General features: G+C 74.3%; 19 protein-coding genes and 1 pseudogene. 12 read left to right on the top strand and 8 right to left on the bottom strand.

Annotated features, from left to right (window positions below; translation table 11 throughout):
* Positions 1 to 2 precede the first annotated feature (2 nt).
* The 3 genes from BLASA_RS02905 to BLASA_RS02915 all read left to right on the top strand — a co-directional run bounded on the left by BLASA_RS02905 (position 3) and on the right by BLASA_RS02915 (position 2,525).
* Positions 3 to 527, top strand: a complete 525-nt coding sequence (locus BLASA_RS02905) for a hypothetical protein (protein ID WP_014374510.1) — start codon at positions 3 to 5, stop codon at positions 525 to 527.
* Between the two features lie 115 nt (positions 528 to 642).
* A complete protein-coding gene (locus tag BLASA_RS02910; protein WP_014374511.1) occupies positions 643 to 873 on the top strand; it encodes a hypothetical protein in 231 nt (76 codons plus the stop codon).
* Complete coding sequence (locus BLASA_RS02915) at positions 870 to 2,525, top strand: AMP-binding protein (RefSeq protein WP_014374512.1); 1,656 nt, start codon at positions 870 to 872, stop codon at positions 2,523 to 2,525. The genes BLASA_RS02910 and BLASA_RS02915 overlap by 4 nt, the downstream gene beginning before the upstream one ends.
* Here the strand turns inward: BLASA_RS02915 and BLASA_RS02920 are convergent.
* Entirely contained in the window at positions 2,522 to 2,827 is a 306-nt protein-coding gene (locus BLASA_RS02920; protein WP_014374513.1) for a hypothetical protein, read from the bottom strand. The two genes, BLASA_RS02915 and BLASA_RS02920, sit on opposite strands and share 4 nt — an antisense overlap.
* A gap of 49 nt (positions 2,828 to 2,876) precedes the next feature.
* Positions 2,877 to 3,644 (bottom strand): endonuclease/exonuclease/phosphatase family protein, encoded by a 768-nt coding sequence (locus BLASA_RS02925; RefSeq protein ID WP_014374514.1) that lies wholly within the window; start codon positions 3,642 to 3,644, stop codon positions 2,877 to 2,879.
* Between the two features lie 78 nt (positions 3,645 to 3,722).
* On the opposite strand from BLASA_RS02925, the gene BLASA_RS02930 reads away from it, so the two are divergent.
* Positions 3,723 to 4,292, top strand: coding sequence for a hypothetical protein (locus tag BLASA_RS02930; protein ID WP_014374515.1), 570 nt, complete (start codon positions 3,723 to 3,725; stop codon positions 4,290 to 4,292).
* Here the strand turns inward: BLASA_RS02930 and BLASA_RS02935 are convergent.
* Positions 4,279 to 4,590: a DUF202 domain-containing protein gene (locus BLASA_RS02935; RefSeq protein ID WP_014374516.1), complete on the bottom strand. Its 312-nt coding sequence runs from the start codon at positions 4,588 to 4,590 to the stop codon at positions 4,279 to 4,281. The genes BLASA_RS02930 and BLASA_RS02935 overlap by 14 nt on opposite strands.
* A gap of 11 nt (positions 4,591 to 4,601) precedes the next feature.
* Complete coding sequence (locus BLASA_RS02940) at positions 4,602 to 4,958, bottom strand: YidH family protein (RefSeq protein WP_014374517.1); 357 nt, start codon at positions 4,956 to 4,958, stop codon at positions 4,602 to 4,604.
* 123 nt (positions 4,959 to 5,081) lie between these two features.
* On the opposite strand from BLASA_RS02940, the pseudogene BLASA_RS25755 reads away from it, so the two are divergent.
* Positions 5,082 to 5,282: pseudogene (locus tag BLASA_RS25755) on the top strand (cold-shock protein); the annotation flags it as partial.
* Positions 5,283 to 5,498: 216 nt separating this feature from the next.
* Here the strand turns inward: BLASA_RS25755 and BLASA_RS02950 are convergent.
* Both BLASA_RS02950 and BLASA_RS02955 read right to left on the bottom strand, forming a co-directional pair.
* The gene (locus BLASA_RS02950) at positions 5,499 to 5,963 is read right to left on the bottom strand and encodes a DUF2771 family protein (protein ID WP_231839536.1); all 465 of its coding nucleotides are present in this window, start codon (positions 5,961 to 5,963) and stop codon (positions 5,499 to 5,501) included.
* Complete coding sequence (locus BLASA_RS02955) at positions 5,960 to 7,480, bottom strand: MFS transporter (RefSeq protein ID WP_014374520.1); 1,521 nt, start codon at positions 7,478 to 7,480, stop codon at positions 5,960 to 5,962. Before BLASA_RS02955 ends, BLASA_RS02950 begins: the two co-directional genes overlap by 4 nt.
* A gap of 64 nt (positions 7,481 to 7,544) precedes the next feature.
* Between BLASA_RS02955 and BLASA_RS02960 the strand changes: the two genes are divergently transcribed.
* Positions 7,545 to 8,354: a DUF3027 domain-containing protein gene (locus BLASA_RS02960; RefSeq protein WP_051004786.1), complete on the top strand. Its 810-nt coding sequence runs from the start codon at positions 7,545 to 7,547 to the stop codon at positions 8,352 to 8,354.
* 12 nt (positions 8,355 to 8,366) lie between these two features.
* On the opposite strand, the gene BLASA_RS02965 is transcribed toward BLASA_RS02960, so the two are convergent.
* On the bottom strand, positions 8,367 to 8,633 hold the full coding sequence (locus BLASA_RS02965; RefSeq protein ID WP_014374522.1) for a DUF2530 domain-containing protein: 267 nt from the start codon (positions 8,631 to 8,633) through the stop codon (positions 8,367 to 8,369).
* A 159-nt stretch (positions 8,634 to 8,792) separates the two neighbouring features.
* Between BLASA_RS02965 and BLASA_RS02970 the strand changes: the two genes are divergently transcribed.
* The 5 genes from BLASA_RS02970 (at position 8,793) to thpR (ending at position 13,225) form a co-directional block, all read left to right on the top strand.
* On the top strand, positions 8,793 to 10,352 hold the full coding sequence (locus tag BLASA_RS02970) for an NCS2 family permease (protein ID WP_014374523.1): 1,560 nt from the start codon (positions 8,793 to 8,795) through the stop codon (positions 10,350 to 10,352).
* Between the two features lie 48 nt (positions 10,353 to 10,400).
* The gene (locus BLASA_RS02975; protein ID WP_014374524.1) at positions 10,401 to 10,835 is read left to right on the top strand and encodes a MarR family winged helix-turn-helix transcriptional regulator; all 435 of its coding nucleotides are present in this window, start codon (positions 10,401 to 10,403) and stop codon (positions 10,833 to 10,835) included.
* A 47-nt stretch (positions 10,836 to 10,882) separates the two neighbouring features.
* Positions 10,883 to 12,217 carry an MFS transporter gene (locus tag BLASA_RS02980; RefSeq protein WP_014374525.1) on the top strand — a complete coding sequence of 445 codons (1,335 nt, stop codon included), beginning with the start codon at positions 10,883 to 10,885 and terminating at the stop codon, positions 12,215 to 12,217.
* Between the two features lie 67 nt (positions 12,218 to 12,284).
* Entirely contained in the window at positions 12,285 to 12,671 is a 387-nt protein-coding gene (locus BLASA_RS02985; RefSeq protein WP_014374526.1) for a hypothetical protein, read from the top strand.
* An 11-nt stretch (positions 12,672 to 12,682) separates the two neighbouring features.
* Positions 12,683 to 13,225 (top strand): RNA 2',3'-cyclic phosphodiesterase, encoded by a 543-nt coding sequence (thpR, locus tag BLASA_RS02990; protein WP_085972499.1) that lies wholly within the window; start codon positions 12,683 to 12,685, stop codon positions 13,223 to 13,225.
* A 1-nt stretch (position 13,226) separates the two neighbouring features.
* On the opposite strand, the gene BLASA_RS02995 is transcribed toward thpR, so the two are convergent.
* A complete protein-coding gene (locus BLASA_RS02995) occupies positions 13,227 to 14,195 on the bottom strand; it encodes an aldo/keto reductase (RefSeq protein WP_014374528.1) in 969 nt (322 codons plus the stop codon).
* A 27-nt stretch (positions 14,196 to 14,222) separates the two neighbouring features.
* Here BLASA_RS02995 and BLASA_RS03000 point away from each other — a divergent pair, with 27 nt between their 5' ends.
* Positions 14,223 to 15,056, top strand: coding sequence for an acyl-CoA thioesterase (locus BLASA_RS03000; protein WP_014374529.1), 834 nt, complete (start codon positions 14,223 to 14,225; stop codon positions 15,054 to 15,056).

The raw sequence follows: 15,056 nt of genomic DNA on the forward strand, positions 1-15,056 counted from the left end.
AGGTGCACCCCGCGAGCGAGGACCCGAACACCCGGACCGCCCTGGCCACCCACCAGGTCGGCGCGCTGCGCTGGCTCGGTGGCGGGGTCATCGCCGTCGTCCTGGGGGTGCTGCTGGCCGTCGCGGCGGTGGCCATGGCGGGCGACGACGGCCGGCGGGTGCCCGCCGCCGGGGTCGCCGTCGTCGTCCTGGTGGTCGGCGGGCTGGTCGCCGTCGGCGTCGGTGCCGGCGCCCTGCTGCGCACCCACCGCTGGCGCCAGGCCCTGGCGGCCACCACCTGGCGCACCGGGACGCTGCGGATCGCCGGGCCGGCCGCGCTGTCCTTCGAGCCCGCCGGCTACGACGAGCTGGCCGACGAGCCGGTCCGGCTGCGGCTGCTCAGCACGGCGGTGTGGCGGACCCGGGCGGTGCAGGCCCTCGACGGGGGAACGGTCCGCGCCGCGCCGGTGGGGGGCGACCGGTGGGTCCTCACCGCCGATGGCGCCGGCACCGTCTGGGGCGCCCGCGAGGTGCCTGGCCGGCGCTGAGGACGACACCGGGTCGCCCGCCCGGGGCGGTGGCGTGCGCCCGCGGGGGGTGATCGGCCAAGATGAGCGGAGAAGGCGCACCGCGCGGTGCGCCGGTACCGCAGACGGAGGCGTCATGGCCAAGCGCAACGAGAAGCACGCCCACCTGGTGGAACCGACCTGGGGCGAGTCCGAGGACGGCGGCCCGCCGCTGACCGAGCTCTCGGCCTCGGTCGCCGGCTCGCTGTCCCCCTTCGGGCAGGACCACAGCTTCCCGCTGCCGGCGGAGCGGCTGCGCTACGCGCACCCGACCGACAAGCCCAACCGCGCCGGTCTCCAGACGCCCGAGGGGCGGCGTCGGCGGTGAGCGCTCCCGTGCTGCCGTCCTACAGCAGCGGAACCGCCACGGTTCCCCTGCTCGGCGACACGATCGGGGCGAACCTCGACCGGACGGCAGCGCGGGTGGGCGACCACGAGGCGCTGGTCGAATGCGCCTCGGGTCGCCGCTGGACCTATCCGCAGCTGGTCGCCGACGTCGACGCCTGCGCGCTCGGCCTCGACGCCGTCGGGGTGCGGAAGGGCGACCGGGTCGGCATCTGGGCGCCCAACTGCGCGGAATGGGTCTTCGTCCAGTACGCGACGGCGAAGCTCGGCGCAATCCTGGTCAACATCAATCCGGCCTACCGGACGCACGAGCTGGCCTACGTGCTGAAGCAGGCCGGCATCTCGGTGCTGGTCTCGGCCCCGGAGTTCAAGACCAGCGACTACCGCGCGATGGTCGCGGAGGTGCGGGGTGACTGCCCCGACCTGCGCGAGGTCGTCTTCCTCGGCTCCCCGGAGTGGGAGCGGCTGCTGGACACCGGCCGGGCGGGGGACCGCGCGCTCCTCGCCGAGCGGGAGACCCAGCTCTCCGCCGACGACCCGATCAACATCCAGTACACGTCAGGGACGACGGGCTTCCCGAAGGGCGCCACGCTCACCCACCACAACCTGCTCAACAACGGGTTCTTCGTGGGCGAGGGCTGCGGCTACACCGAGGCCGACCGGGTGTGCATCCCGGTGCCGTACTACCACTGCTTCGGCATGGGCATGGGCAACCTCGGGGCCACCTCGCACGGCGCGACGATGATCATCCCGGCGCCGGGCTTCGACCCCGCGCTGACCCTGCGGGCGGTCCAGGACGAGCGCTGCACCTCGCTGTACGGCGTCCCGACGATGTTCATCGCGGAGCTCGGGCTGCCGAACTTCGCCGAGTACGACCTGTCCAGCCTGCGCACCGGCATCATGGCCGGCTCGCCGTGCCCGGTCGAGGTGATGAAGCGGGTGGTCGCCGAGATGGGCATGACCGAGGTGACCATCTGCTACGGGATGACCGAGACCTCACCGGTCTCCACCCAGACCGGCGCCGACGACGACCTGGAGCGGCGCACCGCCACCGTCGGCCGGGTGCACCCGCACCTCGAGGTGAAGGTGGTCGACCCGGCCACCGGGCTCACCGTGCCGCGCGGCACCCCGGGGGAGTTCTGCACCCGCGGCTACTCGGTGATGCTCGGGTACTGGGAGGAACCTGACGTCACTGCGAAGAGCATCGATTCGGCCCGCTGGATGCACACCGGCGACCTCGCCGTCATGGACGAGGCCGGCTACCTGAACATCGTCGGCCGGATCAAGGACATGGTGATCCGCGGCGGGGAGAACGTGTACCCGCGGGAGATCGAGGAGTTCCTCTACACCCACCCCGACATCGTCGACGCGCAGGTCATCGGCGTCCCCGACGAGCGGTACGGCGAGGAGCTCATGGCCTGGGTGCGGTTGCGCGAGGGCGCCGAGCCGCTCACCGCCGACGCGCTCAAGGAGTACTGCTCCGGCAAGCTCGCCCACTACAAGGTGCCCCGCTACGTGAAGGTCGTCGAGGAGTTCCCGATGACCGTCACCGGCAAGATCCGCAAGGTCGAGATGCGCCAGGTGTCGGTCGAGGAGCTCGGGCTCCAGGGAGCGGCGGCGGTCCGGAACGCCTAGACCCTCGCCCGGGACGCGGGCGTCAGCCGGACGATCAGCTTCGAGATCAGCGTGCCGGCGACCACCCACACGAGGGCGGCGAGCGCGGCGTTGACCGTCTCGGCGATCCTCGGGTCCTCCGGCGCGAACAGGTCCTGGGTGAACCAGCCGAAGTCCTCCCGGACGCCCCGGGTGAGCTCGACCAGCGGGTTCGCCGGGTTGGCCTCGAAGAAGACGAAGACGGCGTACACCACGATCAGCCCGGCGATCACCGAGGCGACGACCCGGACGACCGTGGCGAGGAGCGAGAGGACACGGGCCATGCGGGCATGATCCACTGCGCGGCCCCGATCCGCGACCCGTCGTCGCTGGTCAGGCGCTCTCGGCCGGCACCACGAGCGCCCGGTGGTCCGACAGCGGCAGGTGGACCGCCTCGGCCGGTCCGCTCGCCCGGATGCTCCCGCGAACCAGGACGTGGTCGAGCTGCCGGGTGGGCCGGGGCGCCGGGAACGTGGCCGCGGTGGCGATCGGCCGCAGCCCGCTGTGCCGGGCCGCCGCGCGCTGCTGCATGTTGAGGTCGCCCATCAGCACCAGCGGCTCACGGGTGCCCTCCAGCGACCGGACGAGGGTGCGCAGCTGGTGGGCGTTCCACCGCGGGATGAACGACAGGTGGGTGTTGCAGACGGTGAACTGCCCGAACGGCCCGTCCAGCACGGCGGCGACGGCGACCCGCGGTTCGTCGCGGGCCAGGAAGGGGCGCCGGGACTGCGGGGACCACAGCGGCACGCTCACCTGCAGCGGTGCCAGGCGGACCACCCGCCAGGACACCACCGGGTAGCGCGACAGCAACGAGACCCCGTAGCTGGCCGACCCCGGTTGCTCGTCGCCGGTCGCGGCCATCCAGGTGCCGCCGGGCGTCCCGGAGAGCGCGGCCACGAACTGGTGCTCCGGGGCGCCCATCGCCTCGGCGGCGACCGCGGTCAGGTCGGCACCCAGCGAGCGCGGCTGGTCGCGGTCGACCTCCTGCAGGCCGAGGACGTCGGCGTCCAGGGTCTTGACCGCGGCGGCCAGCCGGTCCACGTCCACCCGGCCGTCGTCGAGCGAGCGTCCGTGCAGGAGGTTGAACGTAGCGATGCGCATCCGGTCCCTGTGCCCGGTCACCGCCGCATCTACCCGGGGCCGTGCGTGCCGGCGCTACCAGCGGGTAGCGAGGGACGCGTGGAGCCGCTCTTCCCCCGCGACCAGGTGCGTGACCTGCTGAAGCGGACCGCCGTCGCGCTCAAGGAGGGTGAGGTGCCCTTCGCCCTGTGCGGCGGCTACGCCGCGTGGGTGCGCGGCGCCCCCGAGCCCGACCACGACGCCGACTTCATCGTGCCGGCCGCCGAGTCCGAGCGGGCGGCGAAGGCGCTGGCCGACGCCGGGCTGCAGGTGGTCGACCCCGCGGAGGACTGGCTGCTCAAGGTGGTCCAGGGCGAGGCCTTCGTCGACGTCATCTGGCGGACGTGCGGCCGCCCCGTGGAGACCGACCTCATCCAGCGGGCGGAGACGCTGCCCGTCCTCTCGGTGCAGATGCCGGTGCTCGACGCCACCGACCTGATCGCCTCGAAGCTCATGGCCCTCGACGAGCACTACTGCGACTTCGGCCGGCTGCTGCCGGTGGCCCGGGCGGTGCGCGAGCAGGTCGACTGGGCGCAGGTGTCGCGCGAGGTCGCCGAGAACGACTTCGCCGTCGTCTTCCTGGCGCTGCTCGACCGGCTGGACATCGTGCCGGGCGTCAGCCCGGGATGAGCACGGCCACCGCGGCGGCGAGCGCGGTGAGCACGACGCCGGCGGTGACGGCCCGGATCAGCGCGGGGCAGGACACGCCGGCGCCCGCGGCCCGGTGGTCGCGGAGTCGCCGGTAGCGCAGCGGCGCCAGGCCGCCCAGGATGCCCAGACCGATGAGGGCGGCGAGGCCGGCGGCGACGACGAGGGCGGGGCGGTCGGCGGCCACCGCCCGGAACCCGATCAGCCCGGCGACGGCCAGGACCCCCAGCCCCGTGCGCTGCCAGGACAGGTCGGTGCGCTCACCCGCCGCCCCGGGCACCTCCGGCCGGGTCAGCGGAGCACCTCGAGGGCGACGAGCACGCCCACCACGACCACCACAGCGGCGACGGCGGCGGTCGCAGCGGGCATCACCCAGCCCTGGGGCAAGGGCTGGTCGGCGCGGATGGCGGCCTCGTTCTGCCGCCAGCGGTGGTATCCCGCCAGGGCTGCTCCCAGCCCGATCAGCACCAGCGCGAGAGCGATCGCCGCGCTGCCCCAGGACACCCCGAGGTCGGGCGCGTAGGTGGCGACGGCGACCCCGCCGGCGACGAGCGCCAGCCCGGTGCGCAGCCAGGCGAGCAGGGTGCGCTCGTTGGCCAGGGTGAACCGGTAGTCGGGGTGGTCGGGGCCGTCGGTGGGCTCGGGCACCGGGTCAGGGTAGGGACTGCCGGAAAAGGCGGGACGGGGCGCGGGCGGCGGACGGTTAACCTGTGCAACGAGCGGTGCTGTGCCGCCGTCGTTCCCCGGCCCGCGTGGCCGTGCCCATCGAGGATGAGGGATCCCACCGTGCCCACCGGCAGAGTGAAGTGGTTCAACGCGGAGAAGGGCTTCGGCTTCCTGTCCCGCGAGGACGGGCCCGACGTCTTCGTGCACAAGGACGCGCTCCCGGCCGGGACGTCGGAGCTCAAGCCGGGGCAGCGGGTCGAGTTCGGCATCGTCGCCGGGCGGCGCGGTGACCAGGCGCTGCAGGTGCGCATCCTCGACCCGCTCCCGTCGGTGGCGGCCACCGTGGCCGCGAAGAGCCGGAAGAAGCCCGACGAGCTGGTCCCCATCATCGAGGACCTGATCAAGCTGCTCGACGACGTCGGCGAGGGCCTGCGCCACGGCCGGCACCCCGACCGCGCCGAGTCGCGCAAGGTCGCCTCGGTGCTGCGCGCCGTGGCCACCGACCTGGAGGGCTGACCGGGGTCAGGTCCCCAGGTCACCGCCGGCCCGCAGGAAGCCGATCGGCCAGGCGGCGCTGAACTCGCCGCAGTCCCCGCCCTTGTCCTCGACCACGACGAGGTAGAAGGCCGGCGGGAGGACATCGGAGGAGTTGATCCCGTCGAAGGTCTCCGTGCCCTGCGGCACGTCGACCTCGCCGATCACCTCCTGCAGCGACTCGTCGAACACCTGCACCTGCCAGCCGCGTTCGGCGATGCCCTCCGGCACGGTGAGGCGGATCGCGGTGTCGGGGGAGACCTCGACGACCGGCGGCGTGGTCTCGTAGCGCTGTCCCTCGCCGTCCAGGCAGTACTGGGTCGGCTGGGCGGTGATGTCCTGGCCACCGGCCCGCACCCGCACGTCGCCGGGGGCCTCGGGTTCCCCGGCGCACGCGGCGAGCGTGCCGGCCGTGCAGAGGACGAGCAGGAGTGCGGGGGCGGGGCGTCTCACGACCACGACGGTCCCACCGGCGTCGTCGGCAGCTCCGGGGGCCCCGCCGGCGCGGCCGGTCGCCGGCTGCGGTGGAGGCTCCACAGGATCAGCGCCACGGCGAGGCCGAGCAGCACCGCGGCGACGGTGAACCCCAGCCAGCCGGTGGGCGGGAGGGCGATCCCCAGCGCACCGCCGGCCACCCACGACAGCTGCAGCATCGTCTCCGACCGGGCGAACGCCGAGGCCCGCAGGCTCTCGGGCACCTCCCGCTGGATGATCGCGTCCAGGGACACCTTGCCCAGCGCGTTGGCAACGGCGGCGACGCCGGCCACCAGCACCGCCATGCCGAAGCCGTAGAACACCGCGGCGACCACCGTGATCGCCGCGGCCGTCCCGGCGGCGTAGAGCACCAGCCGGTCGGGGGCGGCGGTGTGCAGCCGCGAGCCGACGGCCGTCCCGGCGAAGCTGCCCGCCCCGGCGGCCGCCGCGATCGCACCCAGCGCCAGCGTGGCCTCCCAGCCGTCGGCGAAGGTGGCCTGGACGAGGAACGCGGAGAAGATCGTGAGGAACCCGCCGAGCCCGCGCAGCGCCGCGTTGGCCCGCAGCGCGAGGACGACGTGCGGGCTGACCCGGCGGCGGCGCCGGCCGGGCCGCGGGATCTCGGTCGTGGTGGTGAGCACGTCGGCCGGCTCCTCGCCGGTGGGGACGTCGACGTGGCGGGGCAGCCGGACGGCGAGCACCGCCCCGCTGACGAACACCGCCGCGGTGGCCCAGAGCTCCCAGTCGAAGCCGAGGAATGCGGCGACCCCGGCGGCCAGGCCGCCGGCGACCCCCGCCGTCGCCAGGCCGAACACCGACAGCCGCGCGTTGGCCGACGTCAGGGACATCGCCCCAGGGAGCACCCGGGGGACGACCGCGGCCCGCAGCACGTTGTGCGCCTTGGACAGCACCAGCACCCCGAGCGCCGCGGGGTAGAGCCAGAGGTCGTCGAAGTGCGCCGCCATGACCAGCGCCAGCACCGCCCGGCCGCCCAGGGACACCGCCAGGGCCCACCGGCGGCCCCGCTGCAGCCGGTCCAGCGCGGGGCCGATCACCGGGGCGAGCAGGGCGAACGGCGCCATGGTCACCAGCAGGTAGAGCGCGACGTTGCCCCGCTGGGCGTCGGTGGTGGCGGCGAAGAAGAGCGTGCCGGCCAGCGAGACGGCGATCATCGCATCGCCGGCCATGTGCAGGGCGTTGACCCAGAGCAGCTGGGCCAGCCCGGTCTCGGCGGCACCGTCGGCCCGGCTGGCCGCACGCACCCGGCGGGCGGCGGCGACGGTGAGCTCCCGGCTGCGGGCGGCGGCCACGCGGGTGACGGTGACCTTCGGGCCGCCCGGCAGCGGGGGAGTGGCGGTTGCGGCGGGCATGGGCCGGGTCTGCGGCCGCGGTACCCCGAGCGGGGTGGTGTCCAGCCGGTCCGGGGCGGGCGGCACCGCGCGCCGGGACAGCCGGGACCGCCGGGGCGCTCCGGGCGGACGGCGGGCGGCGGACACGTGACCATGGTGCCGCACCGGCGGAGGAGTCCGGTCGGAGACGTTCGAGCGGTCGTCCGCCACAATGGGGGGCGTGTCCGAGTCCCTCGCAGCCGTCCGGCCCGCCTCTGCGGCGGTCGACCCGCTGACCGCCGCGATCGAGCCGGCCCGCGCGGCCGCCGTCGAGACGGCCGGCGACCCCGATCTGGTGGGCGACCACCTGGTCGCCGTCGCCGAGGCCGAGGTCGGTGCCGGCCTGGGCGAGGTGCTCACGCACACCTTCGCCAGCCGCCTCCCCGGCTACGTCGGCTGGCACTGGGCGGTTACGATCGCGCGTGTTCCCGGCGAGGACGGCGTCACCGTCGACGAGGTGGTGCTGCTCCCCGGCGAGCAGGCGCTCCTCGCGCCGGCCTGGGTGCCGTGGCACGAGCGGCTGCGCCCCGGGGACCTGGCGGTGGGCGACGTCCTGCCGGCCACCGAGGACGACTCCCGCCTGGCCCCGGCGTACACGGTCGACGATGACGCCGCGGACGATCCGGAAGGGCGCGTCGTCGCGCGCGAGATCGGGCTCGGCCGCGAGCGGGTCATGTCCCGCGACGGCCGCTCGGCGGCGGTGGCCCGCTGGACCGCCGGGAACTTCGGCCCGTCCGCACCGATGGCCCGGCAGGCGCCGGGCCCCTGCGTGACCTGTGGCTTCTACCTGCCGCTGGCCGGCTCGCTGCGGCAGGTGCTGGGGGCCTGCGGCAACGCCTACGCCCCCGCCGACGGCCGGGTGGTGACCGCCGACTACGGGTGCGGCGCGCACAGCCAGGCGACGCTCGTGGTGGTCGAGGAGACCGAGGTGGTCACCTCCGCCCGCTACGACACCTCCGAGTACGACGTCATCAGCGACTAGCCAGGCGGCCGCTCAGCCCTCCGGGGTTCCGTCGTCGGTCGCCGGGGGCGGCGTCCGGTCGCCCCGGGGGCGCAGCTGCCCCTGGGCGTGCATGACCCAGATGCCGAGGCCGGCCAGCCCGATGGCGGCCAGGCAGGTCCAGGTCCACATCCGGTCGACCCGGTCGCCGAGGATCAGCAGCACGACCAGCGCCACGGCCCAGACGGCGATCCCGACGAGGACCACCCGGAGGGTGTCCACCTGCAGCGGCGGCGGGGCCTGCTTCGTCGGGCGGGGCACGTCGCGACCTTAGGGCGTCAGGGTTCCGGCGGGGTGAGGTCGGCTGTTGCAAGACCGCAACGATCGTGTGGCACGCTGTCGCCGCTCGATGCCGCCCGACCGGCCGGGCGCGGGCAGGGCCGCCCGCCAGGTTCCGCAGCCTCGTCACCGGGAGACCGCATGCCCGACAAGTCCCGCCCGTCCGCGGGTGCCTCCGTCACCGCCACCGGCGACACCCCTGCCGACGTCTCGGCCGGCACCCCCCCGACCACGCCACGCCGCAGCGAGGGCCCCCGGGTCAAGCCGAAGAACGGCATGGACCGGTACTTCGAGATCAGCGCCCGCCGGTCGACCGTCAGCCGTGAGGTCCGCGGCGGGCTCACCACGTTCTTCACGATGGCCTACATCGTGGTGCTCAACCCGATCATCCTGACGAGCATCGCGGGGCCCGACGGCGTGCCCGGTGCCGACGTCGAGGGCACGGTGCTCCCGTTCGGCTCGATCGCCGCCGTCACCGCGCTGCTCGCCGGCGCCCTGACGATCCTCATGGGCGTCGTCGGCCGGTACCCCTTCGCGCTGGCCACCGGGCTGGGGATCAACGCGATCGTCGCGGTCTTCGCGGCCACGCAGCTGTCCTGGCCGGAGGTCATGGGCCTGGTCGTGCTCGAGGGTCTGCTCATCACCGTGCTGGTGCTCACCGGCTTCCGGAAGGCCGTCTTCGAGGCGATCCCGCCCCAGCTGAAGACCGCCATCGCCGTCGGCATCGGCTTCTTCCTCACCATCATCGGGCTGGCCGACGCCGGGATCATCCGGCCGGGGACCCCGCTGATCACCTTCGGCGTCGGCGGCCAGCTCGCCGGCTGGCCGATGCTCGTCTTCGTCGTCGGCCTGCTGCTGACCAGCGTGCTGGTGGTCCGCCGGGTCAAGGGGGCGCTGCTCATCGGCATCGTGGTGACGACGGTGATCGCGATCGTCGTCGAGGCCATCGCCGAGATCGGTCCGCGCTTCGGTGCTGACGGCGCGGTGAACGACCGCGGCTGGGCGCTGCAGGTGCCCGCGCTGCCCGGCGACATCGTCGGCGTCCCGGACTTCTCACTGCTCGGCAACTTCTCGCTCTTCGGGGCCTTCGAGCGGATCGGTGTCATCGCCGCGCTGCTGGTCGTCTTCGCGATCATGATCGCCGACTTCTTCGACACCGTCGGCACGGTGACCGCTGTCGGCGCCGAGGGCGACCTCCTCGACGAGAAGCGCAACCTGCCCCGGTCGCAGCCGGTCCTGCTCGTCGACTCGCTCGCCGCCGCCGCGGGCGGCGCGGGCAGCGTCTCGTCGAACACCACCTACATCGAGAGCACCGCCGGTGTGGCCGACGGCGCGCGGACCGGCCTGGCCAGCATCGTGACCGGGCTGCTGTTCCTGGTCGCGGTGTTCTTCACCCCGCTGGTGGCCGTCGTGCCCACGGAGGCGGCCGCCCCTGCCCTGGTCATCGTCGGGGCACTGATGATCAGCCAGATCAGGCACCTGGCCTGGGACGACATGTCCCTGGTCATCCCCGCGTTCCTGACCATCGCACTGATGCCGTTCACCTACTCGATCACCAACGGCATCGGGGCCGGCGTGGTCAGCTTCGTGCTGCTGCGCCTGGCGACCGGCCGGCGTCGCGACGTGCACCCGCTGATGTGGGTGATCGCGATCCTCTTCGTCGTCTACTTCGCCCTGGAGCCGCTGCAGCAGCTGTTCTGACAGCGGACGGGCCGAACGGGGGACACCTGGGTGGTTACGCTGATCACCGTGGGCCGGACGACGCTGGACACCGCTGCGCTCGCGCACGAGCTGCGGCTGGCGGTCATGCGGTTCTCGCGGCGGCTGCGCAACCAGCGGGTGGACACCTCGGTGACGCTCACCCACCTCGCCGCCCTGTCGACGCTGAAGCGGCACGGTCCGATGAGCCCGGGTGAGCTGGCCGGCCACGAGCGGGTGCAGCCGCCGTCGATGACGCGGGTCGTGGTCGCGCTCGAGGCAGCCGGGCTGGTCACCCGCACCCCGCACCCCACCGACGGCCGTCAGGTGATCATCGGCCTGACGTCGGCGGCGGAAGAGATGCTGGCGGCCGAGGCCCAGGCACGCGAGGCCTGGCTGGCCGGCCGGCTCCAGGAGCTCACCGCCGAGGAGCGGGCGGTGCTGCGCGAGGCCGCCGGGATCATGGACAAGCTCGCCAGTGGGTGACCTGCACGAACACTGACCAGCGGACGTCGTCCGAGCAGGGGAGCGGCATGTTCCGGGCGCTGCGGGTGCGCAACTTCCGCCGCTACGCCTCGGCCAACCTGCTCAGCCTCACCGGCACCTGGATCCAGCGCATCGGCCAGGACTGGCTGGTGCTGCAGCTGTCCGACGACAACGGCGTCGCGCTCGGGCTGATCACCGCGCTGCAGTTCGGGCCCTCGCTGCTGCTGAGCATGTACGGCGGCGTCCTGGCCGACCGCTACGCCAAGCGCCGGCTGCTGCTGGTCAGCCAGGCCCTCATGGGGTTGCTCTCCCTGGTCCTCGGGGTGCTGGTCGCGACCGGCAGGGTCGAGCTCTGGCACGTGTTCGTGCTCGCCGGGGCGCTGGGGTCGGTGTCGGCCGTCGACGTGCCGGTGCGGCAGGCGTTCGTCTCGGAGATGGTCGGGCCCGCGCTGCTCACCAACGCCGTCAGCCTCAACTCGACGATCTTCAACGGCGCCCGGCTGGTCGGGCCGGCGCTGGCCGGGCTGCTGATCGCGGCGGCGTCGGGCGACACCGCGCCGACCTTCTTCATCAACGCGGCGAGCTTCGCCTTCACCATCGTGGCGTTGGCGGGCATGCGCGCCGACGAGCTGCTGCCCAGCCCACCGGTCGCCCGCGGCAAGGGGCAGCTGCGCGCCGGACTGGCGTACACGTGGGCGCACCCCGATCTGCTGCTGGCCATGGGTCTGGCGTTCGTCATCGGCACCTTCGGCTTCAACTACCAGGTGACCATCGCGCTGATGGCCCGGGAGACCTTCGAGCTGGGCGCCGCGGCATTCGGGCTGCTCTCCACGGCCTTCGCCGTCGGCTCGCTGACCGGTGCGCTGCTGTCCACCCGGCGCAGCGTCCGGCCCCGGCAGCGGTTCCTGGTCGGCTCGGCCGTGCTGTTCGGCGTGCTCACCGTCGTCTCCGGGCTGATGCCGAGCTACGCGAGCTTCGCGCTGCTGCTCGTGCCCACCGGCGCGGCCGCGCTCCTGTTCAGCGTGGCGACCAACAGCTTCGTGCAGTTGGGTGTCGACCCGCAGATGCGCGGCCGGGTCATGGCCCTGTACTTCATGTGCTTCATGGGCGGCACGCCGGTCGGGGCGCCGCTGGTGGGCTGGATCTCCGAGCACTTCGGTGCGCCCTGGGGGCTGATCCTCGGCGGGGGGATCTGCGTCGTCGCGGGGCTCGGGGCGGCGGTCTGGCTGGCGCATGACCGGCCGGTGCGGGTGAAGCTGCAGCGGACGCCGCTGCGGGCCCGCCTCCGCATCGGTGACGGCGCCGCCGGGGTGCCCTCGGCACAGGTGCGGGCGGCCGAGGAGAAGCTCTCGGAGAAGGCGCCGGGTCAGCAGTCGGTGTGACTCGCGCCGCCCCGGACGCGCGTACCGTCGGGTCGCACCGGTCGTCGCACGTGCCCAGGGGGCGGACATGGCCACCGCATTGATCCAGCTGATCGCGCTGCTCGCTGCCTTCGCCGCGCTGGTGGCCTTCGCCGGGCCGCTGACCCGCCGGCTGGAGGACTGGGCCGCCCGCCGCCGCGCCGCCCGTCATCCCGCCCCGCAGGCCCGGCCGCTGCAGGTGGTCGCCGCCGACCTGCGCCGGCTCGCCCGCCAGACGGCGTTCGTGCCGGCCGGGTCGCCGATGGTCCGGCGGCGTGCGCTGTTGGCCGCCTACGACGACGTGCTGGCCGAGGCCGCGGGCATGGTGGGGGTGGGCTGCGGGTTGACCGCCGTCCCCGAGGGCCGGGCCCGGGAGGTCGAGCGGCTCCGGGTGATCTCCGCACTGCGCGCGGCGGGGCTGCGGGTGGACGGCTGAGCGCCGGCCGGCTGTTCTTCGCCGTCGTCCCGCCGGAGCAGGCCCGCCGCGACCTGGACGCCGCCCTGGCGCCGCTGCGCGACGTTCCCGGCGCACCCCGGTGGAACCGTCCCGGACGGTGGCACCTGACGCTGCTGTTCCTCGGGCAGGTGCCCGACCCGGTGGTGCCCGACCTCGTGGCCGCGACCGGGCCCGCCGCCGCGGACACCCCGGCCATGACGCTGCGGCTGGCCGGGGGAGGGCGGTTCGGCCCGGCCCGCCGGCCGCAGGTGGCGTGGGCGGGGGTCGACGGGGACGTCGGCCCACTGACCGGGCTCGCGGCCCGGCTGACCGCCGCCGCCCGCGGACTGGGGCTCCCGGTCGAGGACCGCCCGTTCCGCCCGCACCTCACCCTCGGCCGCTGGCGACCCGGCCGGCCGGCCGACGGGACGCTGACCGACCGGCTGGCCGGTTACCGGGGCCCCGACTGGCCGGTGGCCGAGCTGCGGCTGGAGCGGAGCCGGCTGGGCGCCGACGCCCGCTACGTGACCCTCTCCGCGTGGCCGGTCGGCTGAGCTACCAGGCGTACTCCATCGGGGCCGGCCGGTAGCCCGGGAAGATTCCGTCCAGCCGGGCCAGTGCGGCGTCGTCCAGCCGGACCTCGAGGGCGTGGAGGGCACCCTGGAACTGCGCCATCGTGCGCGGACCCACGATCGGGGCGGTCACCGCCGGCTGGTGCAGCAGCCACGCCAGCCCGACGTCGGCCGGCGGGTGGCCGAGCTCCCGGCAGAGCGCCTCGTACGCCTCGAGTGCGGGACGGTGCTCCTCGATCCGCCGCTGCTGGCGTTCCGCGGTGCGGCGGCTGCCCTCGGCGGTCTCCAGCACGCCGGCGAGCAGCCCGCCGGCCAGCGGGCTCCACGGCAGGATGCCGACCCCGGTGTGCCGGGCGGCCGGCAGCACCTCCAGCTCGACGTGCCGGGTGAGCAGGTTGTAGTGCGACTGCTCGCTGACCAGGCCGGTGAAGTTCCGGCTCGCCGCCACCGCGTTGCCCTGCACGATCTGCCACGCGGCGTGGTTGGAGGAGCCGACGTAGAGCACCTTGCCCTGGGCCACGAGCGTCTCGCAGGCCTGCCAGATCTCCTCCCACGGCGTGCGCAGGTCGACGTGGTGGAACTGGTAGAGGTCGATCCAGTCGGTGCCCATCCGGCGCAACGAGCCCTCGCAGGCCCGCACGATGTTCCGGGCGGACAGGAAGGTGTCGTTGGGCCAGTCGGACATCCCGCCGTAGACCTTGGTGGCCAGCACGGTCCTCTCCCGGCGCTCCCCGCCCTGCGCGAACCAGGTGCCGAGCACCTCCTCGGTCCGGCCCTTGCCGGCGTCGAACCCGTAGACGTTCGCGGTGTCGAAGAAGTTGACGCCCTCCTCCAGCGCCCGATCCATCAGGGTGTGCGAGTCGGCCTCCTCGGTCTTCCAGCCGAAGTTCATGGTGCCCAGGCAGAGCCGAGAGACGGACAGGCCGCTGCGGCCCAGGTGCGTGTACTCCACGACATGCACCCTGGCACTCTGAGGGGCGTGCCGCAGGACGATCAGCTCACCACAGCCGACTCCGAGTTCGACCGCGCGACGACGGTCCACCGCGCCGAGGCCGGCGGGTACGTCGCCGACCTCCAGCCGGGCTGGGACGTGGGCAGCGGGATCCTCAACGGTGGGTACCTGCTCGCCGTCGCCGCGCGGGTGGCCGTCGCCGACAGCCCGCATCCGCACCCGGTGGCGGTGTCGGCGAGCTATCTGCGCGCGACGCCTCCCGGGCCGGCGACCCTGGCCGTCACGCCGGGACCGGCCGGGCGCACCCTCGCGCACACGGCCGTCGTCCTCAGCGGCGCCGAGGGGCCGACGCTGAGCGTGCAGGTGACGACGGCGACGCTCTCCGGCGAGGCGCCGGTGCACTCCTCGCCCGCGCCCGAGGTGCCCCCCGTCGAGGAATGCCTCGGCGCGCAGCCCGGCGCCGACATGGGTGGCCACCCCGTCCCCGCGGTGGGGCTGCGGCACCGGGTGGAGACCCGACTGGACCCGGCGACCGCCGGATGGGCGCTGGGCACTCCGTCGGGTGAGCCGGTCATGCGGGCCTATCTGCGGCTCGCCGACGGCCGGGACCCCGATCCGCTGGCGCTGCTGCTCTTCGCCGACGTGCTTCCCCCGACGAGCTGGTCGATGGGGCTGATGGGCTGGGCGCCGACCGTCCAGCTCCAGGTGCTGGTGCGGGCCCTGCCGGCTCCCGGGTGGTGCCTGGCCGAGGCGCGGGCCACCGAGATCGCCGGTGGCTGGCTCGACGAGGAGTACCGGATCTGGGACTCCACCGGGCGGCTGGTCGCGCAGAGCCGTCAGCTGGCCCGCGCTCCCCGCTGA

This window comes from Blastococcus saxobsidens DD2 (genome assembly GCF_000284015.1).
Lineage (GTDB): Bacteria > Actinomycetota > Actinomycetes > Mycobacteriales > Geodermatophilaceae > Blastococcus > Blastococcus saxobsidens_A.